Origin of the sequence: uncultured Faecalibacterium sp., assembly GCF_900066275.1 — a bacterium.
GTDB classification, from domain to species: Bacteria; Bacillota; Clostridia; order Oscillospirales; family Ruminococcaceae; genus Faecalibacterium; species Faecalibacterium taiwanense.
Genome location: NZ_FMFG01000012.1, coordinates 1 through 21,736, shown reverse-complemented (window position 1 = coordinate 21,736; position 21,736 = coordinate 1). Strand labels below are relative to the sequence as shown.

General features: G+C 60.4%; 18 protein-coding genes, 1 pseudogene and 1 riboswitch. Of the genes and pseudogenes, 16 read left to right on the top strand and 3 right to left on the bottom strand.

What is annotated here, in order from left to right:
• Nucleotides 1-13: 13 nt before the first annotated feature.
• The 7 genes from QZL71_RS06105 to QZL71_RS06075 are packed head-to-tail and all read left to right on the top strand — an operon-like array spanning nucleotide 14 to nucleotide 7,565.
• The gene (locus QZL71_RS06105; RefSeq protein ID WP_154256412.1) at nucleotides 14-1,033 is read left to right on the top strand and encodes an RnfABCDGE type electron transport complex subunit D; all 1,020 of its coding nucleotides are present in this window, start codon (nucleotides 14-16) and stop codon (nucleotides 1,031-1,033) included.
• A complete protein-coding gene (locus QZL71_RS06100; protein WP_120081332.1) occupies nucleotides 1,030-1,752 on the top strand; it encodes an Rnf-Nqr domain containing protein in 723 nt (240 codons plus the stop codon). Before QZL71_RS06105 ends, QZL71_RS06100 begins: the two co-directional genes overlap by 4 nt.
• Nucleotides 1,749-2,360: an Rnf-Nqr domain containing protein gene (locus QZL71_RS06095; protein ID WP_005938298.1), complete on the top strand. Its 612-nt coding sequence runs from the start codon at nucleotides 1,749-1,751 to the stop codon at nucleotides 2,358-2,360. Before QZL71_RS06100 ends, QZL71_RS06095 begins: the two co-directional genes overlap by 4 nt.
• Nucleotides 2,361-2,384: 24 nt before the next feature.
• On the top strand, nucleotides 2,385-3,464 hold the full coding sequence (locus QZL71_RS06090) for a putative glycoside hydrolase (RefSeq protein WP_294648286.1): 1,080 nt from the start codon (nucleotides 2,385-2,387) through the stop codon (nucleotides 3,462-3,464).
• A gap of 33 nt (nucleotides 3,465-3,497) precedes the next feature.
• Nucleotides 3,498-4,790, top strand: coding sequence for a DUF1015 domain-containing protein (locus tag QZL71_RS06085; RefSeq protein WP_294648285.1), 1,293 nt, complete (start codon nucleotides 3,498-3,500; stop codon nucleotides 4,788-4,790).
• Between the two features lie 13 nt (nucleotides 4,791-4,803).
• A complete protein-coding gene (locus QZL71_RS06080; protein WP_097774160.1) occupies nucleotides 4,804-6,720 on the top strand; it encodes a DEAD/DEAH box helicase in 1,917 nt (638 codons plus the stop codon).
• Entirely contained in the window at nucleotides 6,717-7,565 is an 849-nt protein-coding gene (locus QZL71_RS06075) for a putative RNA methyltransferase (RefSeq protein ID WP_005938310.1), read from the top strand. The genes QZL71_RS06080 and QZL71_RS06075 overlap by 4 nt, the downstream gene beginning before the upstream one ends.
• A 318-nt stretch (nucleotides 7,566-7,883) precedes the next feature.
• Here QZL71_RS06075 and QZL71_RS06070 read toward each other — a convergent pair whose 3' ends face one another.
• Nucleotides 7,884-8,537 (bottom strand): ECF transporter S component, encoded by a 654-nt coding sequence (locus tag QZL71_RS06070; protein WP_242960012.1) that lies wholly within the window; start codon nucleotides 8,535-8,537, stop codon nucleotides 7,884-7,886.
• A gap of 214 nt (nucleotides 8,538-8,751) precedes the next feature.
• Here QZL71_RS06070 and QZL71_RS06065 point away from each other — a divergent pair, with 214 nt between their 5' ends.
• Entirely contained in the window at nucleotides 8,752-10,188 is a 1,437-nt protein-coding gene (locus QZL71_RS06065) for a MocR-like pyridoxine biosynthesis transcription factor PdxR (protein WP_294648284.1), read from the top strand.
• Here QZL71_RS06065 and QZL71_RS06060 read toward each other — a convergent pair.
• Nucleotides 10,095-11,009 carry a hypothetical protein gene (locus QZL71_RS06060; protein WP_097774157.1) on the bottom strand — a complete coding sequence of 305 codons (915 nt, stop codon included), beginning with the start codon at nucleotides 11,007-11,009 and terminating at the stop codon, nucleotides 10,095-10,097. The genes QZL71_RS06065 and QZL71_RS06060 overlap by 94 nt on opposite strands.
• Nucleotides 11,010-11,085: 76 nt before the next feature.
• Between QZL71_RS06060 and QZL71_RS06055 the strand changes: the two genes are divergently transcribed.
• The 5 genes from QZL71_RS06055 (at nucleotide 11,086) to QZL71_RS06035 (ending at nucleotide 17,683) form a co-directional block, all read left to right on the top strand.
• Nucleotides 11,086-11,268 (top strand): hypothetical protein, encoded by a 183-nt coding sequence (locus QZL71_RS06055; protein WP_044953367.1) that lies wholly within the window; start codon nucleotides 11,086-11,088, stop codon nucleotides 11,266-11,268.
• A gap of 198 nt (nucleotides 11,269-11,466) precedes the next feature.
• A riboswitch (glycine riboswitch) is annotated at nucleotides 11,467-11,568 on the top strand.
• 131 nt (nucleotides 11,569-11,699) lie between these two features.
• The gene (locus QZL71_RS06050) at nucleotides 11,700-13,217 is read left to right on the top strand and encodes an alanine/glycine:cation symporter family protein (RefSeq protein ID WP_044953366.1); all 1,518 of its coding nucleotides are present in this window, start codon (nucleotides 11,700-11,702) and stop codon (nucleotides 13,215-13,217) included.
• A 99-nt stretch (nucleotides 13,218-13,316) separates the two neighbouring features.
• A complete protein-coding gene (locus tag QZL71_RS06045; RefSeq protein ID WP_005939096.1) occupies nucleotides 13,317-14,024 on the top strand; it encodes a FadR/GntR family transcriptional regulator in 708 nt (235 codons plus the stop codon).
• A 306-nt stretch (nucleotides 14,025-14,330) separates the two neighbouring features.
• Complete coding sequence (gene ilvD / locus QZL71_RS06040; RefSeq protein ID WP_005939089.1) at nucleotides 14,331-16,118, top strand: dihydroxy-acid dehydratase; 1,788 nt, start codon at nucleotides 14,331-14,333, stop codon at nucleotides 16,116-16,118.
• Between the two features lie 209 nt (nucleotides 16,119-16,327).
• Entirely contained in the window at nucleotides 16,328-17,683 is a 1,356-nt protein-coding gene (locus QZL71_RS06035) for a GntP family permease (RefSeq protein WP_097777045.1), read from the top strand.
• 141 nt (nucleotides 17,684-17,824) lie between these two features.
• Here QZL71_RS06035 and QZL71_RS06030 read toward each other — a convergent pair whose 3' ends face one another.
• Entirely contained in the window at nucleotides 17,825-18,718 is an 894-nt protein-coding gene (locus QZL71_RS06030; RefSeq protein ID WP_118528432.1) for a LysR family transcriptional regulator, read from the bottom strand.
• A gap of 209 nt (nucleotides 18,719-18,927) precedes the next feature.
• Here QZL71_RS06030 and QZL71_RS06025 point away from each other — a divergent pair, with 209 nt between their 5' ends.
• From QZL71_RS06025 to sdaAA, 3 genes and pseudogenes are all read left to right on the top strand, one after another.
• Entirely contained in the window at nucleotides 18,928-20,148 is a 1,221-nt protein-coding gene (locus QZL71_RS06025) for a dicarboxylate/amino acid:cation symporter (RefSeq protein WP_097780990.1), read from the top strand.
• 39 nt (nucleotides 20,149-20,187) lie between these two features.
• Nucleotides 20,188-20,857, top strand: a pseudogene (gene sdaAB, locus QZL71_RS06020) (L-serine ammonia-lyase, iron-sulfur-dependent subunit beta).
• 19 nt (nucleotides 20,858-20,876) lie between these two features.
• The coding region (sdaAA, locus tag QZL71_RS06015; protein WP_294648302.1) for an L-serine ammonia-lyase, iron-sulfur-dependent, subunit alpha at nucleotides 20,877-21,736 on the top strand (860 nt) is incomplete at its 3' end.

Here is a 21,736-nt window from a genome sequence, read left to right as displayed (position 1 = left end):
AGGATAACCATTTATGGATGAATCTTTGATCCGGGAGCAGGAGGCACAGCTCCAGAAGACCGGCCGCTACTATAAGCATATCTGCTTTATGGCGGTGCCGGTGCTGTGCATGGCCTGTTTTCTGTACGGTGTGCGCCCGCTGCTGCTGTGCGGCATTGCGGTGCTTACCGGCAACCTGTGCGACCGTCTCGTTTCGCTGCTGCGCCGCCGCGTGTATCAGGGCAGTGACTTTTCCAACGAGAGCTTTGCGCTCGTCATTGCCCTGCTGATGCCGGTGACGGTGGATATCTATGTTCTGATCGCCGCAGTGCTTGCCGGTGTGCTGATCGGCAAGGAGATCTTTGGCGGCTACGGCAGCTACCCCTTCAACCCGGCTGCTGTGGGCTATGTGGTGGCGGCAGTGTCATGGCCGGAACAGGTGTTCCGCTATCCGCAGCCCTATACGAACATCCCTTTGTGGGACGCCTCCATGGTGCCGGTCTCCAGCGCCATTGAGGACACCCTGCGCAGCGGCGGCATGCTGAACATCGGCTCGCTGGCGCTGGGTCTGGGCGAATATGCGGCTCCCATGGGCACCGGCGCTGCGCTGGTGATCCTTGCCTGCGGCCTGTTTTTGTGGACCCAGAAGGATGCCCACATGTCTGCATCGATCAGCTTTCTTGTGACCTGTGCGGTCATTGCGTTCTTCTTCCCGCGGCAGGCGGGCCTTGCCGACAGTGCCGTGCTGTCAAATATCCTGCCCCGCCTGCAGTGTGTGCGGGATGAGCTGCTGACTGGCGCAATCCTGTTCAGCGCGGTGTTTCTGATCAACGAGCCTTACACCTGCGTGCACCACCGCATGGGCCGTGTGCTGTACGGCGTGCTGGTGGGCGTTGTGAGCATGGGCTTCCGCTACTATGGCGTGTACGAGACCGGTGTGTGCTTTGCGCTGCTGGCGGTCAACAGTGTGTCGGCATGGATCGACCGCACCGAGGCAAAGCTGTATCACCTGACCCATCTGCAGGCAGATGCCGGAAAGGAGGCAGCACAATGAGACGCGCAACGGCTGAACTGATCGTAAAAGATCCCAACAAGTTTGCCCACCACGACCGTGTGTTCCTGAATAACCCGGTGGTCATGCAGGGCATGGGCCTTGCCCCGCTGGTGGTGCTTGCCACCAGCGGCCAGAATGCGGTGATGCTGGCGGTGGCGGTGGCGCTGCTGCTGGTGCCCTCCCGCGTGCTGGCCTGTCTGCTGAGCCGCCTTGTGCCCCTGCACGACGAGGATCCCGCCCCGGAAACGCTGCAGAAAAAGCTGCTGCCCCGTGCACTGGTGTACGGCTTCAGCACGGCGGTGGTGTATCTGGCGGTGTATCCCATCCTGAATATGCTGTTCAGCACCAGCCTGCTGAGCCTTGGCATCTACCTGCCCATGCTCACGGTGGAGCCGCTGCTGACCTACCGCTTTGGCCGCGTGCAGGAGACGGTGCGCAAGGCTGTCTCCAAGGGCCTGCGCATCACGGTGGGCTATGCTTTGCTGCTGGTGCTGCTGGGCTGCGTCCGTGAATGGCTGGCCGCAGGCACCATGTTCGGTGTGGTTGTCAGCCGCCCGGTGCTGCCCATGGCAAGCATGCCGGCAGGCGGCTTTATCGTGCTGGGCGTGCTGTGCGCCGTATGGCGTGCACTGGCCCAAAAGCGCAAGGCATATCTCACCAAAGAGGCACGCAACCTTGTGGATGTGCATTCCCAGAAGGAGGCGGACCGCGAACAATGAGAGATGTTGTAACAACAAGCGCAGTGTTCTTCAGCTATGCACTGCTGGCGGTGTTCGCGCAGAACGCCGTCTTTACCCGTGCACTGGGCGTTTCGCGTCTGGTGCAGCTGGTGGGCGATGACCGCACCAGCAGCTGGCTGTTCGGTATGCAGCTGTGCATCACGCAGGTGCTGGTAACGCCCTTTGCGTGGTATGCCGGCAGCCGGATCGCGCCGCTGGCAAACCGTGCCCAGCTGCGCCCGCTGGTGTATATTGCCAGCATTGCCGTGGTGTGCGTTCTGGAGCACGCCGTGCTGTGGCTGGCGAAGGGCCTGCCGCACCGCAGCGCATTGCTGCGCATCGTGCCGCTGGCGGGCCTGAACAGCTGTGTGCTTGGCACTGTACTGGTGGAGCGCACCCAGAGCTTTACGCTGGGGCAGAGCCTTGGCTTTGGCCTTGGCAGCGGCCTTGGCTATGTGCTGGCGGTGCTGCTGGTAACGGAAGCCCGCCACCGCCTGCGCAGCAAGGCCATCCCGGAAGCATTCCGCGGCCTGCCCATCACGCTGGTGTATATCGGCGTGCTGGCACTGGCAATCTATGGTTTCACCGGACATTCTGTGATCCTGTAACATTGGCAGGGAGGAGAATCGACAATGGCAAAGTATAAACGTCAGAAGGTCAAGCGCTACCGCCGCAGCTTCTACAGCCGCGGTACACGCATCAAAAAAGGCATTGGCATCGTGGTGCTGGTGCTGGCGGTGCTGGGCGCAGCCTGGCTGGCAGCACCCCACGTGCTGGACTGGGCTACCCACACCTGGTATACTGTGGTGAAGAACCGTGATCTGGAAGCTGAATCGGCATCCCGCGCAGCCGCCTCGTCCGAAGCAGCTGCATCCTCGGCGGTACAGGAAGCGGCTTCGTCCCAGCCGGAGCCGGAACAGCCCAAGGAGCTGGACGGCAAGGCCGTTACCGGCGGCAGCTGGGCCGCAGTGGATGTGAGCACCCTTGCCGATGATGCGGCCATCCGTGCAGCGGCGCAGCAGCTCAAGGCGCAGGGAGAGGATTACGGCCTTGTGACCCTGAAAACACCGGATGGCAGCATCTGCTACGCTTCGCAGGTGCCGGCTGCCGCCCAGAGCATTGCCGACACCACCGTGGACCCGGCCCGCATCGCGGCCATCTTCCGGGAAGAGGGCGTGATCCCTGTGGCCCAGCTTGCAGCCTTCAAGGACCCCATCTCCTCCCGCACCGACCGCAGCATGGCCATCCACTACGGCGACGGCCTGTGGCTGGACGCCCAGAAGGACGGCAATGCATGGCTGAATCCCTACTCCGCTGCGGCAGTGGAATATGTAGGCGATCTGGTAGCCGAGGTGCAGGGCATGGGCTTTGAGCAGGTAGTCCTGACCAATGTCCAGTTCCCGAAGCTCAGCCGCAAACAGGACTACGGCGAGACCAGCGGCGTTTCCCGCGCGGATCAGCTCAAGGCGGATATCGCCGCCCTGCAGAGCCGCTTTGCGGGCAGCATGACCCTGTGGTTCAGCTACACGCTGGATCAGTGCAATACCAACAGCGTGTCGCTGGATGTGCCCGCTGTGACGCTGGGCATGGACAACCTGCTGGTGACGGCAGACAAGGCGATGGACGCCGACAGCCGCACCGCACTGGAGCAGTCTGCCGCCGGACAGGGCGTGCAGCATCTGGTGCTGCACAGCGCCGACATTTTCCAGTAACGTCTCTGGTTTTATAAGAGGGAGGAATCTGCTATGAATACCAAATCCTGCTTTGCACCGGCCCACATCCTTCTGCCTTCGGAGCAGATCCCACTGGAAAAGTGGGGCTGCATTGCCTGCGATCAGTTCACCAGTGACCGGGATTACTGGCAGAAAGCCGAGGCTGCCGCGGCAGGCAGCCCCAGCACCCTGAACATGATCCTGCCGGAGGTCTATCTGGAGGACGGCGATGCCGATGCACGCATTGAGAAGATCCATGCCACCATGGATGACTATGCCCGGAACGTGCTGACCCGCGCGGTGGACGGCTTTGTTTACGTGGAACGCACCGAGCAGAGCGGCAAGGTGCGGCAGGGCCTTGTGGGCATGGTGGATCTGGAAGCCTACAGCTACCGCCGGGGCGAGAAATGCACGGTGCGCCCCAGCGAGAGCACCGTGGAAAGCCGCATCCCGCCCCGCATGAAGGTGCGCACCGGTGCCGCGCTGGAAACGCCCCACATCATGATGCTGGCGGACGACCCCGGCTGCACCCTCATTGAGCCGGTGGCGGCGCATAAAGCCGAACTGCCCAAGGTATACGAGGGCGAGCTGATGCTGGGCGGCGGCCACATTGCGGGCTGGGCTGTGGAAGACCCTGCCCTCATTGCGCAGATCGAAGATGCGCTGGCTGTGCTGGGCAGTCAGGAAGAATTCGACAAAAAGTATCCGGATGCCACCCGCCGCGACCCGCTGACGCTGGCCGTGGGCGACGGCAACCACTCGCTGGCCACTGCAAAGGCCTGCTGGGAGGAGCTGAAAAAGACACTCACACCGGAGCAGGCAGCAAACCATCCGGCCCGCTGGTGTCTGGCCGAGGTGTGCAATGTGCACTCGCCTGCGATCGAGATCGAGCCGATCCACCGCGTGCTGTTCAATGTGGACTGCGCAGCGGTGCTGCTGAGCCTGATCACGTGGAGCGACTCCAATATGGCCGGCTGCAGCTTTGGCGGCAGCAAGCAGCAGCCCTTCACGCTGGCCGGGCCGCACATGTCCAACGTGCTCAGCTTTGAGGACCCAACCGCACCGCTGACCGTGGGCACCATTGACGAATTTATCGAATACTATCTTGAGCACCACAAGGAAGCCCGCGTGGACTATGTGCACGACGAGCCTGCTGTGCGCGCCCTGTGCAAAAAAGGTGCTGTGGCATTCCTGATGCCGCCGTTTGCCAAGAGTGACCTGTTCAAAGGCGTTGTGATGGGCGGCGTGCTGCCGCGCAAGACCTTCAGCATGGGCCACGCAGAAGAAAAGCGGTACTATGTGGAGTGCCGGAAAATTACGGAATAATTATTGGAGAACCATGACATTTAAAGAATTGAATCTGTCCGCCCCGCTTCTGCGCGCTGTGCAGGAGGCAGGCTATGAGACCCCGTCGCCCATTCAGGCGGCGGCGATCCCGCCGGTGCTGTCCGGCCGGGATCTGATGGGCTGCGCCCAGACCGGTACCGGCAAGACGGCTGCTTTTGCGCTGCCCATGCTGGACCGACTCACGGCCAATGCGCCCCGCAGAAAGGGTGCCATCCGCGCCCTGATCCTGACCCCTACCCGTGAGCTTGCTTTGCAGATCGGCGAAAGCTTTGATGCCTACGGAAAGTATCTCAAGCTGCGCAGCACCGTCATTTTTGGCGGCGTGGGCCAGGCACCGCAGGTGGAAGCGCTGAAAAAGGGCGTGGACATCCTGATCGCCTGCCCGGGACGGCTCAACGACCTGATCGGTCAGGGATTTATCGATCTCTCGAACCTTGAGATCTTTGTGCTGGACGAAGCCGACCGGATGCTGGATATGGGCTTTGTGCACGATGTGAAGAAGGTGATCGCAAAGCTGCCCGGGGAGCGTCAGAACCTGATGTTCAGCGCCACCATGCCCACCGAGATCGAACAGCTGGCCGCAGGCATCCTGCGCAAGCCCGCCTTCGTCAAGGTGGACCCGGTGTCCAGCACCGTGGACCGCATCCAGCAGAGCCTGTACCATGTGGAAAAGGGCAACAAGAAATTCCTGCTGCCGTGGCTCATCAAGAACCTGCAGCCCCCGGTGGTGAACGCGCTTGTGTTCAGCCGCACCAAGCACGGCGCGGATAAAATTGCAAAAGACCTCACCAAGCAGGGCATCCCGGCGGCGGCCATCCATGGCAACAAGAGCCAGACCGCCCGCGTGACCGCGCTGGAAAACTTCAAGGCCGGTAAGACCAAGGTGCTGGTAGCCACCGATATCGCCGCCCGCGGCATCGATATCAGCGAGCTGTCCCATGTGTTCAACTACGACCTGCCCGAGGTACCGGAGACTTACGTGCACCGCATCGGCCGCACGGCCCGCGCCGGTGCCGACGGTACGGCGGTCAGCTTCTGTGCACCTGAGGAGCAGGAGTATCTGGCAGGCATCGAAAAGTTGAACCGCCGCAAAATTCCCGTGGTGAGCGGCCACCCGTGGGACGGCGTGCCCGCGCCGGTGCGCCCGGAGCCGCCGGTGCGCGGCAAAAAGCCCAAGGCAGCCGCCGCTGAACCGGCAGAAAAGCCTGCCGCAAAGCAGCCGAAGCCCGCAAAGGCCGAAGCAAAAAACGCAAAACCTGAAAAAAAAGCTGCACCCGCACCCAAGGTGCAGGCAAAGCCCGCAAAAACCGAAAAAGAGGAACCACTCATGGATGATACCAAGCGTACTACCGGCGGACGCAGCAATGACCGCCGTTCCAATAATAACAGCCGCCCGCGCCGGGAGCAGAACGCTCCTGCCCGCGGCAGCAATGCGCAGCCCAAGTTTGACCCGCATTTTGTGAGCGCCCCGGAGGCCACTCCGCTGCGCCCGGCCAAAAAGACTCCGGCTGCACCCGCCGCCCCGGCCATCCGTACGGCTGCACAGCCTGCTCAGCAGAACAGCAGCATGCAAGGCCAGAAGAGCCGTCGCAATGACCGCAGCGACCGTCCGGCCCGCCAGAACAGCCAGCCTGCCGCCCAGAGCCAGAGCGCAGAGCAGGGCCGCGGTGCAAACAACGGCCAGCGCGGCCGTCAGAATGCGTCCCGCAATGCACAGCCTGCACCGGCCCGTGCCCCCAGAGCGGAGAGCAGCCGCCGCGGCCGTGCCGCTGCTGCAAGGGACGAAGACCCGGGCCTTATGCTCATCAGCCGTCGTCCGCCGCAGCAGAAGTTCACGAACTTTGAGGAGTATATGAACGCCCACGGCGGTGCAACTGCACCCATTGAGGACCACAGCGACGAAGTATGAGCAAAAATGAACCGTTTGCCCCATGGCAGTGCCCGCTGTGCGGGGAGAAACTGACCGGCGACAGCACCCTGAAATGCACAAAAGGCCACTGCTTTGACCGCGCCAAGGAGGGCTACTGGCATCTGCTGCCGGTGCAGAGCATGCGCACCAAGGCCCCCGGCGACAGCAAGGAGATGGTGGCCGCCCGCCGCGCGTTCCTGAATGCCGGATACTACGGCATCTTTGGCAAGGCGGTGGGTGAGCTGTGCGCAGAGTACGGCCAGCCTGCCAGCCCGGAGGCGGCGCTGCATCTGCTGGATGCAGGCTGCGGCGAGGGCTGGTACGACCGCTGCATCGCGCAGGCGCTTGCCGAAAAAGGCCGCCGGGTGCAGCTGGCGGGTTTTGATATCGCAAAGCCTGCGGTGCGCCTTGCGGCCAAGGCCCTGCCCACGGCACAGTATGCGGTGGCATCCAGCTTCAGCCAGCCGGTGCGCACCGGCTGGGCCGACCTGCTGCTGAACTGCTTTTCGCCCTTTGCACAGGAGGAATTCCTGCGGGTGCTGCGCCCGGGCGGACGGATGATCTATGTGGTGCCCGGTGCCGAACATCTGTACCAGATGAAGGCCGTGCTCTACGAAAAGCCCTATAAAAACCCGGTGCAGCAGATCGCCTATGACGGTTTTGCCGCCATTGGGGAACGGGAAGTGACCGGCCGCGTCACGGTGCCCCACGAACAGCTGGAAGCGCTGTTCGCCATGACACCCTATTACTGGAAAACGCCGCGCGGCGGGGCGGAGCGCCTTGCTGCGCTGTCCCAGCTGGAAACCGATATCTCGTTCCGGTTCCTTGTATTTGAAAAGCTGTAATGATAGCAGTTTGCGTTTTTAATGCACAAGCAACATCCGCAAACTGCATATCGCAAATATGCCGTTTTAATAGGCACTATTTTTGAAAATTGCGGTAAAAAGCAGAAACGCTCGTCATGCAGAATTGTGTGACGAGCGCTTTTTTGCTTCAGTTTCTGTCAAAAGCCCCGTCCCCGAGGGGGCTGTCGAGCGAATGCGAGACTGGAGGAGTTCCGTGTGATAGGTCGCCCACGAAAAACACTGCTGCCCCCACCGCCGGAGGATAGGAGAAGTCCGGCAGGTGAGGGCAGCAGTGCTGTATCAGGATAGAGAGATCGCTTAGTGTTTTTCGCCCTTGGGCAGCAGACCGGCACGCTCCAGGGCCGGACGCAGGGCGAGGTACAGGATGACCGCACACACGGTGGAGGCCACGCTGTTTACAAAGGTGACGCCGCCTGCAATTTTGGTCAGCGCCTGTGCCACGGTGTATTCCTGACCAAAGATGTACACATTGCGGAAGTAGCCAAGGAACGGGTCGGTCAGCACGTTCAGCAGCAGGCCGGAACCGGCAGAAACGATCACCTTGACGAGATAGCCGGAGCTGTGCTTGTCGAGGTCGCGCAGCTTGAATGCCTTGTGCGCCACGGCACCGCAGGTGATGCCGATGATGAACTTGAGTACAAAGGTGGTGACGGCGTAGCCCGGGTCACCGGCCAGAATATCGGCCAGCGCCAGACCAATGGCACCGGCCAGACCGCCGGACACACCATCCAGCAGCAGGGCGGTCAGGGCGGTGAAGGTGTTGCCCAGATGGAACGAAGAGCCGCCGTAGAACGGCACACGGAAGAACAGATAGGCCACAAGGCTTAAAGCGGCCATGACACCGGTCAGGGCCAGCTCCTTGGTGGTGAAGGTGCGCTTGTACAGCACACTTGCAAACAGAATGACGATGACAACGACTGCCAGAAGCAGCCACATTGCAGTAGTAGACATGATTTACTCTCCCTCCAAATTTCCGTTCCCGCGGCGCCAAAGCCCCACTGGGGCTTTGATTGCTTCGCAACCACTTACCTACAATCCTACTTGACATTTGGGTGTCCAGCGGGTATGCTCCTATTATACGCAGAACTGACACCATGAAAATACCCAGAATAAAGTTTTTTAATGGGGTCAGTTTGATGCAATACCCAGACAGGAGGGATAATTTATGGTCCATCTGACCACGGCGCTGGATGCTTCTTCCAGCGTGCCGCTGTACGAACAGCTGTACCGCAGCCTTGCCGGAGAGATGCGAAGCGGCACCCTTGCGGCGGGCACCCGGATGCCCGGCAAGCGGCGGCTGGCGGCAGAGCTGTCCGTCTCGGTGAATACGGTGGATGCCGCCTATCAGATGCTGGCGGCGGAAGGGTATCTGGAACCGCGGGAGCGCAGCGGCTTTTATGTACAGGAATATCTGGCCCTGCCGTCCCGGCCTGCCGGCGGGCCGGAACAGCCCGCACCGCCAAAACCGGAACCGCCTGTGCTGCCGGTGCGGTACGACCTTTCCACCCGCGGGGTAGACCCGGAGCTGTTCCCGTTCCGCACATGGGCGCGGCTGCAAAAGGAGCTGCTCTATTCTTCGCCCCAGCTGCTCACCCACGGCGATGCGCAGGGCGACCCGGCCCTGCGGCAGGCGCTGGCGGAATATCTCTCTGAATACCGCGGTGTGCAGTGCGGGCCGCATCAGATCGTGGTGGGCGCGGGATTGGAATATCTGCTGGGCCTGCTGGCACCGCTGCTGCCCGGCCCTGCAGCGGTGGAAACGCCGGGCTACCCCCGTGCTTTGCAGGTGCTGCAGAACAACGGTGTGCACTGCTGCTGCCTGCCGGTGGACGAGGACGGCCTTTCGGTGGAAGCACTGAACCGGTCGGATGCAGCGGTGTGCTACGTCACGCCCAGCCACCAGTTCCCCACAGGCGTTACCATGCCTGCGGGCCGCAGGGCCGAGCTTCTGCACTGGGCAGCCCGCAGGCCGGGCGGGCGGTATATTATAGAAGATGATTACGATTCGGAGTTCCGTTTTGATACCCGGCCTCTGCCCAGCCTGCAGGGCATGGCGGGTGCAGACGGCCCGGTGGTGTACCTTTCCACCTGCTCCCGCAGTCTGGCTCCCAGCATCCGTATCGCCTATATGGTGCTGCCGGAGCATCTTCTGCCTGCATGGCGGAAAAAATACCGCCTTTACTCCGGCACGGTGAGCCGGTTTGAGCAGCAGACGCTGGCCCGCTTTATCACCGAGGGCTACTTCACCCGGCATCTGGCCCGGGAACGGGTGGCCTACAAGGCCCGGCGGGACGCGCTGGCGGCAGCATTGAACGCTGCCTTTGCTCCCGGCGAGCTGACCCTTGCGGGCCTGCACACCGGACTGAACCTGCTGGCAAAGCTCAAAGACCCGCCGCCGGATGCTGCGCTGCGCTGCGCGGCGGAAGCCGAAGGCGTGCAGCTGAGCCTGCTGAGCGATTACGACCTGACCGGAGAAGCACCCTCAGCGGCGGGCACGCTGGTGCTGGGTTATGGCTCGCTGAAGGACGAGGCCTGCGCCTCGGTGGGCGAAACATTGAAAAAGGTCTGCATGGCAGCGCGGGAAGCATCCGTGACCGTGTAAGTGCCGCTGGCGGCATTCCACTGGCCGGGCAGGGCCTGCGCCGCCACAGCGGCGCTGTTGTTGGCAAGAAATTCCAGTGTGCGTTCCAAAGCGTCATAGTCCAGCGCGGTCAGGTCGGTGAGCAGGGCCGAACTGCTGGCACGCAAGGCATCCGGCAGGGTGGCGGGCAGCAGGTCCAGATCCTGCCGGAGAAACGCATCCCACACGGCAGCGCGGGCCGCTGCGGTACGTACTGGTGAAAAAGCTTCGTCGGCCTGCAACTGGCACAGGAATTCGTGCGCGTCCCCGGCGGAAATGCCCTGCACGGCCCGGCTGCGGCCATAGCGGGCAAGCTCTTCCTCGGTCAGTGCGCCGGTAAAGCCCACCCGCACCGGCCCGTACCGGCTGGCAATGCGCTCCAGCACATCGGGAGAAAAGGCCAGATACCTTGTGCCCTCCGGCAGGGCCAGCACCTGTGCCAGCGCTTCGCGGCAGCGGGCCGGGCCAGCGGCGGCATAGCAGCGGGCAAGGGATGTTTCTTCTTCTGCAAAAGGCACGGTGAGCACGGCAGGCACGCTGAGCAGATGCACGCAGTTCTGGCTGGCGTTCAGGTAGGCCAGCACAAAGCCGGGCTGTTCGCCGGAGACGCACAGTAGTACAGTGAGCTGGTCGGTGGTCTTGGGCAGCTGGATGGGCACACCGCTCTCGCTGCGGGCAGCCTGCCGCAGCTGGGTGCGCAGCTGCTGACGGGACAGCAGCACCGTGCCGCCCACCAGCGGCACCAGCACCAGCAGCGAAGCAAACAGTGCTGCCCAAAAGGGCTTCCAACCTCCACTGCGCATGGGATACACCGCCTTTCCTTTGCATAAAGCTTTGGCCTGCAGGCAAGACTTTATGCAGAAAAGGAGGCGTTTGCAGATGAAAAACAAAAAAGAGACAGCACCGACCACAGAGAAAGAACGGGAGAACTTCTGGCTGGAGATCGGCCCCGCCAGCGCCTATTACGGCACAGATTCTTATGAGACCGCGAAAGAAAACGGCGATGCCAGCCCGGATGGCAAAGCCCGGGGGTTTGAAGGCGCGGAGCCAAAAGAAAAGTAAAATAAATTTATGGCAGCGCTATGATAAGGAAGGATAAAAGTAATACCAAAACAAAATTCATCTGTCGGCATAACAGATGAAAAAGCAGCGTATGATATACAAAATGTCTTGCGCACAAGGACAGAATATGGTATAGTCTTTCTATCGCGCACAACTGTGCGCCGGAAGAACTGAAAAAGACGTGCACGGCGGAGAAAGACCGTGCACTCTGGAGAAGCCCGCTTGTAAAGTGGGTGCCGAAGGTGTAAGGCCGCAGGGAAAGCGGCTGTATCTCTCAGGCAAAAGGACAGAGCCATCGTCTTTGCGCAATGGGGCGCAGCCGGGAATGCGGCGCACCCCGGCTGCGGAAAATGAGAGCGCTCCGAATTTTGCGGGCAGAGCCTTTGGTGGGTTCTGTCCGCTTTTGTTTTGTGTATAGGGGGAAAGAGAGAATGGTCGAGATGATCACGCAGGTGAACAATGCCATCAATGGCGTGGTGTGGGGGCCATTTGGTCTGGCACTGCTGTTCTGCACCGGCTTCTGGATGAGCGCCCGCACGGGCTTTTTCCAGTTCCGCAAAATGGGCTACTGGCTCCGGCACACCATCGGCGCGATCTTCACCAACAAGGACATCACCGCGCACACCAGCAAGGAGGATATGGCCATCAGCCAGTTCCAGAGCATGTGCACGGCGCTGGCGGGCACCATCGGCACCGGCAACATCGTGGGTGTGGCAACGGCCATCGTTTCCGGTGGGCCGGGTGCCATCTTCTGGATGTGGGTCATGGCATTGCTTGGCATGATGACCAGCTTTTCGGAGAATGTGCTGGGCGTGTACTACCGCCGCAAAAACGAAAAAGGCGAGTGGTCGGGCGGTGCCATGTACTACCTCACCGATGGTCTTGGCGCAAAGAAGGGCTGCAAACAGCTGGGCAAGGTGCTGGCAGTGCTGTTTGCCTGTTTCTGCATTCTGGCTTCCTTCGGCATTGGCAACATGAGCCAGATCAATTCCATCGCGGGCAACATGAACGCTGCTTTTGGCGTACCGACCCTCGTCACCGGCCTGTGCCTGATGGTGGTCACGGCCCTTATCGTCATTGGCGGTTTGAAGCGCGTTGCCGCTGTTACCGAAAAGCTGGTGCCGCTCATGGCCCTGTTCTACATTGCAGGCGCGCTCATCATCGTAGTGCTGCACGCGGGCAACATCCCAGCGGCATTTGCGGCTATTTTCAAGGGTGCGTTCAACCTGAACGCGGCAGGCGGCGGTGCGCTGGGCTACGGCATCAGCCAGACCATCACCTGGGGCTTCAAGCGCGGTGCCTTCTCCAACGAAGCCGGTCTCGGCTCTGCCGTCATGGTCAACTCCGCTTCCAACGTCAAGGAGCCGGTGCATCAGGGCATGTGGGGCGTGTTTGAGGTGTTTGCCGATACCATCGTGGTCTGCACGCTCACTGCTCTGGTCATCCTGACCACCGGCGTGGTGGACCTGCAGAGCGGCGCTGTACTGGCCGGTGTGCAGGACAACGCATTGGTGGGTCAGGCCTTCACCGCCGCATTTGGCAGCTTTGGCCCCAAGTTCATTGCTGTTTCCATTCTGTTGTTTGCCTACTCCACTACGCTGGGCTGGAGCCACTACGGCACCAAGGCCGTGGAGTATCTCTTCGGCACCACCGGCAGCCGCATCTACAAGGTGGTCTTTGTATGCATGACCGTGGTGGGTGCCACCATGAAGCTGGGCCTTGCGTGGGATCTTTCCGACACTTTCAACGGCTTGATGATGATCCCGAACCTGATCGGTGTGCTGGTGCTGTCCGGCACTGTGGTGGACATCACTCGCAACTACTTCGACCGCCGGGTGAAGGGCAGGGACATTGAACCCATGTGGTCGGCTTTCCTGGAGTACCAGAAGCAGGAGGAGGCCGAAGCCGCCGCAGAGGAAGCGGAGCTGGAAAAGGCCGCAAACGAATAAAATACCCAAAAGCAAGGGCTGTCTGTGAATGAGGACAGCCCTTGCTTTTGTCTGCTGCCCTGCCTTATAATAACTTAAAAAACAGGGGAGGGAACACCCATGAGCGAATTTTCCCATCTGAAAAACAAACTCCTTGCCGAACAGGTGGAGGACGAAATTTACCACTATATTCTGGATACCCCGCTGGAGCCGGGAGCCAAGCTGCCCAATGAATTTGAGCTGGGTGAAAAGTTCGGCGTGGGCCGCAGCACGGTGCGCGAAGCCGTGAAGCTGCTTTCCAGCAAGGGCATCGTGGAGGCGCGGCGAGGCTCCGGCACCTATGTGGTCACGACCGCCAAGGGCCTTTCGGACCCGCTGAACCTGCGCAGCGTGCAGGACAAGAACGCGCTGGCACTGGATCTGGTGAACGTGCGCCTGCTGCTGGAACCGGGCATGGCCGAGATGGCAGCGCTGAACGCTTCCGACGAGGACATCGAGCGCATCCAGCGCCTGTGCGACCGGGTGGAGAGCAAGATCCACAGCGGTGATCTGTACATTGAGGACGACATCGCATTCCATACCTGCATCGCAGAGAGCAGCAAGAACATGGTGGTGGAGCAGCTCATCCCCATTATCGATACGGCGGTCATGATGTTCGTGAATGTTACCCACAAAAAGCTGACGGAGGAGACCATCCTGACCCACCGCATGATCACCGAAGCCATTGCCCGGCATGACTCCATTGGCGCCCGGTCTGCCATGGTGATGCACCTGAACTTCAACCGCAACTGCATCCGAAAGCTTTACGACGGCGAATGGGAAACCTGACGCCGCTGCATTTTACGTCCCCGCACAGTGCAAGGTCTGTGCGGGGACTTTTTACGTTTGAAGTTGTCTGATGACTTTTTTAGACGAATGATACAGAAAAGTTGAAAAACTGGTTAGATTATATGATGTATCCAAGATTTCAGAGCAATGTGCACGAAAAACTAGGTTGGTTATTGTTATAAAGTGGGTTCTGACTGCGACAACTTGCAAACGAGGCGGGATTCGATTAAAATGAATATGTAAGATGTCCGACAGTCAAAAGGACGATTTGCAAAGCAGAAAAAAGAGTATTTTGGAGGTACGATCATGGAACTGCGTTCTCAGGCAGTGCGTAAACTGGCACCGGAAAACGATCCGCTGAAGATCGGCATGGGCTGGAAGGTGGACGACCTTGCAAAGCCCCAGATCATGGTGGAGAGCACCTTTGGCGACAGCCACCCCGGCAGCGCCCATCTGGATCAGTTCGTGAAGGAGGCTGTACAGGCAGTCAACACCCACGGCGGCAAGGCTGCACGCTATTTTGCAACCGATATGTGCGACGGCATCGCACAGGGCCACGACGGCATCAACTACTCGCTGCCCCACCGTGACGCCATCGTGAATCTGGTGGAAGCTCAGGCCAACGCCACCGTGTACGACGGAGGCGTATTCATCGCCAGCTGCGACAAGTCCATGCCCGCCATGCTGATGAGCATTGGCCGCCTGAAGGATATGAGCGCCATCGTGGTCACCGGCGGCGTGATGGAAGCCCACACCCTGCCCAAGAAGTACGTGGTCAACGACCCCGCCTGCGCCATCAACGACCTGCTGACGCTGGAACAGATCGGCAAGTTCGACGCATGGGAAAAGACGGGCGTGATCCCCAACGAGCAGCTGGACTACTACAAGCACAACGCCTGCCCCAGCTGCGGTGCCTGCTCCTTCATGGGAACCGCTTCTACCATGCAGATCATGGCCGAGGCACTGGGCCTGATGCTGCCGGGCACCGCCCTGATGCCTGCCACCGCCCCGGAGCTGAAGCAGGCTGCCTATGATGCCGGCGTTCAGGTGATGAAGCTGGTGGCCGAGGGCATCAAGGCCAAGGACATCGTCACCATGAAGAGCTTTGAAAACGCCATCATGGTGCACGCCGCCATCTCCGGCTCCACCAATGCCACCATGCATCTGCCCGCCATTGCCCACGAGTTCGGCTTTGAGATCGATGCCGACACCTTTGACCGGATGCACCGCGGCGCACACTATCTGCTGAACATCCGTCCTTCCGGCGACTGGCCCGCACAGTACTTCTACTATGCAGGCGGCGTGCCCCGCGTGATGGAAGAGATCAAGTCCATGCTGCATCTGGACGTGATGACTGTCACCGGCAAGACGCTGGGCGAAAACCTGGAAGACCTGAAGAAGAACGGCTTCTACGAGCACTGCGACGAGATCCTGCAGGAAAAGACCAAGGGTCTGGGCATCAAAGTCACCCGCGAGGACATCATCCACAGCTTTGACAACGCCAAGGGCACCGACGGCAGCATTGCTATCCTGAAGGGCAATCTGGCCCCGGAGGGCAGTGTCATCAAGCACACCGCCTGCCCCAAGAACATGTTCCACGCCACCCTGCGCGCAAAGCCCTTTGACAGCGAGGAAGAGTGCATCAGTGCCGTTCTGAACAAGCAGGTCCAGCCCGGAGATGCCATCTTCATCCGTTACGAAGGCCCCCGCGGCAGCGGCATGCCCGAGATGTTCTACACCGGCGAGGCCATCTGCGCCGACCCGAAGCTGGCTTCCAGCGTGGCGCTCATCACCGACGGCCGCTTCTCCGGCGCAAGCCGCGGCCCGGTCATCGGCCATGTCAGCCCGGAGGCCGCTGTGGGCGGCCCCATCGCTCTGGTGGAAGAGGGCGATCTCATCCGCATCGATGTGCCGAACCGTCAGCTTGCCATCGTGGGCGTGAACGGTGAGGAAAAGACCCCCGAAGAGATGGAGGCTATCCTTGCCCAGCGCCGTGCCAACTGGAAGCCCAAGGCTCCCAAGTACACCAAGGGCCTGCTGAAGCTCTACTCTCAGCACGCCGTCAGCCCCATGAAGGGTGCATATATGGAGTAAAAACGCTTCGTTTGCGATAAAAACCAAAAAACAAAAAATCAACTGTTCAGCGTTGTTTTGCTGGACGGTCTGGATAAAGTTACGCCAAAAACAAAAAAGCGGATATTGCTTCGTCTATAAAAACCATCGAGATCCGGTGTCCGTCTGCGGGGACGGCGCTGAAATAAGACCCAAAGCACACAAAATATCAAAAAATGGAGGAAACGTTTATGACAGCTGTTGCAACCCCGGACGCCGCGCGGCTCGTGTTCGCCGCGGTGGCGGGCCTGATCCTTTTGCTCATCCTTATCATCAAGTTTAAAGTCCACGCCATGATCTCCATCCTGATCGGTGCGGTGGGCATCGGCCTGATGGCCGGTATGCCCCTGTCTGACATCATCGGCTCGGTCAACGAAGGTATCGGCAACACCTTAAAGGGCATCGCTCTTCTGGTGGGCCTTGGCTCCATGTTCGGTGCCATTCTGGAAGAATCCGGCGGCGCACAGACGCTGGCCGTGACCATGGTGCGCAAGTTCGGCGACGAAAAAGCCGCATGGGCGCTGGGTATCACAGGTCTGGTGGTGGCCATGCCGGTGTTCTTTGATGCCGGTCTGATCATCCTGATCCCGCTGGCCTTCTCTCTGGCAAAGCGCACCAAGCGCTCGGTCCTGTACTATGTCATCCCTCTGCTGGCCGGTCTGGCTGTCGGCCACGCCTTCATCCCTCCCACGCCGGGCCCCGTTCTGGTGGCCAGCATGCTGGGCGTTGATCTGGGCTGGGTCATCCTCATTGGCATCTTCTGCGGCATCTTCGCCATGATCGCTGCCGGTCCCATCTGGGGCTCCATCTGCGGCAAGAAGTATATGATCGAGGTGCCCGAGCACGTTGCACAGCAGGCAGACATCGACGAGAGCAAGCTGCCCAAGTTCGGCACCATCGTGGGCATCATCCTGATCCCGCTGGTCCTCATCATTGCAAACTCTGTGGCAAAAGTGGTGCCCGCTCTGGCTGGCATCCAGCCCGTTCTGGCCTTCCTCGGTGAGCCCTTCATGGCTCTGCTGCTGGCTACCATCGCTGCTATGTATCTGCTGGGCACCCGTCACGGCTATAACAATGCCCAGCTGGAAAAGATCATGACCAAGTCCCTTGAGCCCACCGGCATGATCCTGCTGGTCACTGCCTGCGGCGGCGTGCTGCGCTACATGCTGCAGAACTCCGGTCTGGGCGATGTCATCGGCAACGCCGTGGCAAACGCCAGCCTGCCGCTGGTTCTGGTGGCCTTCATCGTGGCTGCTCTGGTGCGCATCTCCGTTGGTTCCTCTACCGTGGCTATGACCATGGCAGCAGGCATCATCTCCGCCATGCCCGGCATCAGCGAACTGAGCCCGCTGTATCTGGCCTGCGTCACCGCTGCCATCGCCGGCGGCTCCACCGTGTGCTCTCACTTCAACGACTCTGGCTTCTGGCTGGTGAAGAGCCTTGTGGGCATGGACGAAAAGACCACCCTCAAGACCTGGACCATCATGGAAACTCTGGTTGGCGGTGTGGGCTTCCTGGTAGCACTCATCATCTCCTTCTTTGCTTAATCATCCTCATCTGCGGGGCTGTGCCTGCACACAGTCTGCGCAATGCTTTGCAAATTCCTGAAAACTCCTCAGCACAGCAGACCCCCGGGCGGTTTACCGTCCGGGGGTCTGCTGCTTTCTGTATTATAAAAGCTTTCTGTATTATAAAAGAGGCAGGTCCGGCCCGGAGGCCAGCTGGATGAAGGCGTCCATTTCCCGGGTGCAGCATTTATCCTTGTGGTAGAACATCTGGCGGTACATGGTCAGCCGGAAGTCTGACACCTCCAGAATGCGCAGATCTCCTCTGGACGCAGGCTCGGCCACAGCGAAGCGCGGCAGCAGGGAAATGCCGGAGGAGCGCTCCAGCATCTTGATGATAAAGGAGGTATCGCTGATCTCAAGGCTGGGGGTCAGCTCGATCTGGCGGGAAGCCAAAAACCGGTCAAAGGTGCGGCGGTAGTTGGCGTTGCGTTCGGTGAGGAAGAAGGGCTTGTCCAGAAGCTCTGCCACCCGGTACGGGCCGGGGTGGCCGAGGTCGATGTCCGGGGAGGCCACGAACACCACCTCTTCCGGCACCTCGTTGCACTTGTGCCAGCTGTTGGAGTAGCGCGGCTCGTCCAGAATGCAGATGAGGTCCACCTCGCCGCGCTCCATCTTTTCGATCAGCTCTTCCGGGGAGCCGGTAGTGACCCGAAGGCTGACTTTGGGGTGTTCCACCCGGAACTGATGCATCAGGCCGGGCAGACGGAAAAAGCAGAGGGATTCCAGCGTGCCGATGTGCAGGCAGCCCTCCAGCTCGGCATCCTCGCTCAGGGCGCGGCGGGCGTTGTGGATGGTATCCAGAATGCTGTTGGCGTATTCCAGAAAGCACTGACCCTGTGCGGTCAGGATCACCCGCTTGCCCATGCGGTCGAACAGGCGCACACCCAGCTCTTCTTCCAGCGCTTTGATCTGCACGGTAACGGCAGACTGGGAATAGCCCAGACTTTCCGCTGCCTTGGAAAAGCTCTGGAACTGGGCGGCACGGATCAGGGTGTTCAGCTGGCGCACTTCCATGGCGAAGCTCCTTTGCTATTAAGATTTTTAAACCATAACTTTATTTTTATGAATTTGAATCATGCATATGTCTATGTTAAACTAAATGTGTCAACACGTCAAGTGAAAATTTGACGTTTCGTGAAAGGCTGGCCGTGCGGGCTGCGGCGGAGAGAGCGCTGTCAGGTGCTGCACAAAGGTCAGGATAGGAAAAGGAGGATTTTATTCTTATGGAAAAGAAAAAATTCAAGCTCGGACTGCTGCCGAAGCTGCTCATCGCCATCGTGCTGGGCATCATCATCGGCCAGTTCTTCCCGGTGTGGTTCTGCCGGGTCGTCGTCACGGCATCCAGCATCTTCAGCTCGTTCCTGAAGTTCATCATCCCGCTGATGATCGTGGCCTACGTCACCATGGGCATTGCCGACCTGAAGAGCGGCGCAGGCAAGCTGCTGCTCATCACGGTGGCTCTGGCCTACGGCTCCACCCTGATCGCAGGCTCGGCATCCTATCTGGTGTCTGCAAGCCTGTTCCCCAGCTTCATGAGCGAAGGCGCTCTGGAACAGATCGCCGCCACGGCTGACAACTCTCTGGTCAGCTACATCTCCATCTCCATCCCTCCGCTGCTGGACACCCTGTCTGCCGTGGTGCTGGCCTTCGTGCTGGGCCTGTGCCTGTCCACCTTGCGCGGCAAGACCATCGGTGATACACTTTATAATGGCATGAAGGACTTCTCCGGCATCATCGATCAGGTGCTGCACAGCGTCATCATCCCGCTGCTGCCCCTGTACGTCTGCGGTACCTTCATCGACATGACCAAGTCCGGCAAGACCTACGCCATTCTGGGCATCCTGTGGAAGGTGTTCCTGGTGGTCATCATCATGCATCTGGTCTGCATCTTCCTGCAGTTCTGCGTTGCAGGCGCTGTGAGCCACAAGAGCCCCTTCAAGATGATCCGCAACCAGATCCCCGGCTACACCACCGCTCTGGGCACTCAGTCCTCTGCAGCCACCATCCCGGTCAACCTGCAGTGCGCTGCGGCTGATGGCGTGAGCGAGCAGATCCGCAACTTCGTGGTGCCTCTGTGCGCAAACATCCACATGGCAGGCTCCATGATCACCATTACCGCCTGCGCAACTGCCGTCTGCCTGATGAACCAGCTGCCCATCAGCCTTGCTACCGTGGTGCCCTTCATCATGACGCTGGGCGTTGCCATGGTGGCTTCTCCCGGTGCTCCCGGCGGCTCCATCATGACCGCTCTGCCCTTCCTGTACATGATCTTTGGCGCTGAGGCCGGTGACCCCAATGGCCCCATCTGCGCCATCATGGTGGCTCTGTACATCACTCAGGATTCCTTCGGCACTGCCTGCAACGTCTCCGGCGACAACGCCATCGGCGTGATCGTGGAGACCATCTACCAGAAGTTCATCAACAAGAGCAGCGCAAGCGTCTGATGCGCGGCGCGGTTTTTGACCTGACAGGAGTGACACCCCATGGCATTTATCAGTGTTTTTGATGTTCTGGGCCCGAACATGATCGGCCCCTTCCAGCTCCCACACCGCAGGCGCGGAGATCATCGCCTTTCTGGCACAGAAGATGATCGCCCCGCCGCTGAAGCGGGCGGACTTTACCCTCTACGGCTCCTTTGCCAAGACCTACCACGGCCACGGTACCGACCGCGCCCTGCTGGGCGGCATCATGGGCTTTTCGGCCGATGATACCCGCATCCGGGATTCCTTTGCCATTGCCACCGACCGCGGCCTTGGCTACAGCTTCACCCCCAATGAGGTGGAGACCGACATCCACCCCAACACGGTGGATATCCGCATGGAGAATGCGGCCGGTCAGGTGATGACCGTGCGCGGTGAATCGCTGGGCGGCGGCAAGGTGCGCATCGTGCGGATCAACGGCGTGGAGGTGGACTTTACCGGCGAGTACAACGCCCTCATTGTGGTGCAGAAGGACAAGCCCGGCGTGGTGGCCCACATCACCAAGATCCTCAGCGACCGCAGCGTGAACATCGCGTTCATGCGTCTGTTCCGCGAGGAAAAGGGGCACACGGCTTACACCATCGTGGAGTCGGATGAGCGCCTGCCCGAGGGTGTGGATCAGCTGCTGCTGGCAAACCCGAACATCAACGATGTAATGGTCGTGCAGCCGTAAGGAGGGACAAGCGATGAACATGGATTTCAAGTCCGCCAAGGAGCTGCTGGACCTGTGTGAGGAAAACCAACTGCCCATTTCGGAAGTGATGCGCCAGCGGGAATGCATTCTGGGCGAAGTACCCCGGGATGCTGTGGATCACCGCATGGAAAAGGCATGGGAGATCATGCACGCTTCTGCCACCCAGCCGCTGAAAAAACCCATCAAATCCATGGGCGGCCTGATCGGCGGCGAGGCCAAAAAGCTGGAAACACATTATAATAAGAAGAAAAACATCTGCGGCGACGTGCTGCAGAAGGCCATGACCTACGCCATGGCCGTGCTGGAAGTGAACGCTTCCATGGGCCTGATCGTGGCTGCACCCACCGCAGGCTCTGCAGGCGTGGTGCCGGGCATGATGCTGGCCCTGCAGGAGTGCTACCGCATCTCCGACCAGCGCATCGTGGATGCCCTGTTCAACGCCGGTGCCGTGGGCTATCTTGCCATGCGCAACGCCACCGTGGCCGGTGCCGTGGGCGGCTGTCAGGCCGAGGTGGGCATTGCGTCTGCCATGGCTGCTTCTGCCGCCGTGGAGCTGATGGGCGGCAACCCGCAGCAGTGTCTGGATGCAGCTTCCACCGTGCTGATGAACATGCTGGGCCTTGTGTGCGACCCCGTAGGCGGGCTGGTGGAGTACCCCTGCCAGAACCGCAACGCTGCCGGTGTGGCCAACGCCCTCATTGCAGCAGAACTGTCCCTGAGCGGCATCCGCCAGCTGATCCCCTTCGACCAGATGCTGGACGCCATGTACGCCGTGGGCAAGCGCCTGCCTGCCGAGCTGCGCGAGACCGCCCTTGGCGGCTGTGCCGCCACCCCCGCCGCCTGTGCCGCCTGCGGCCT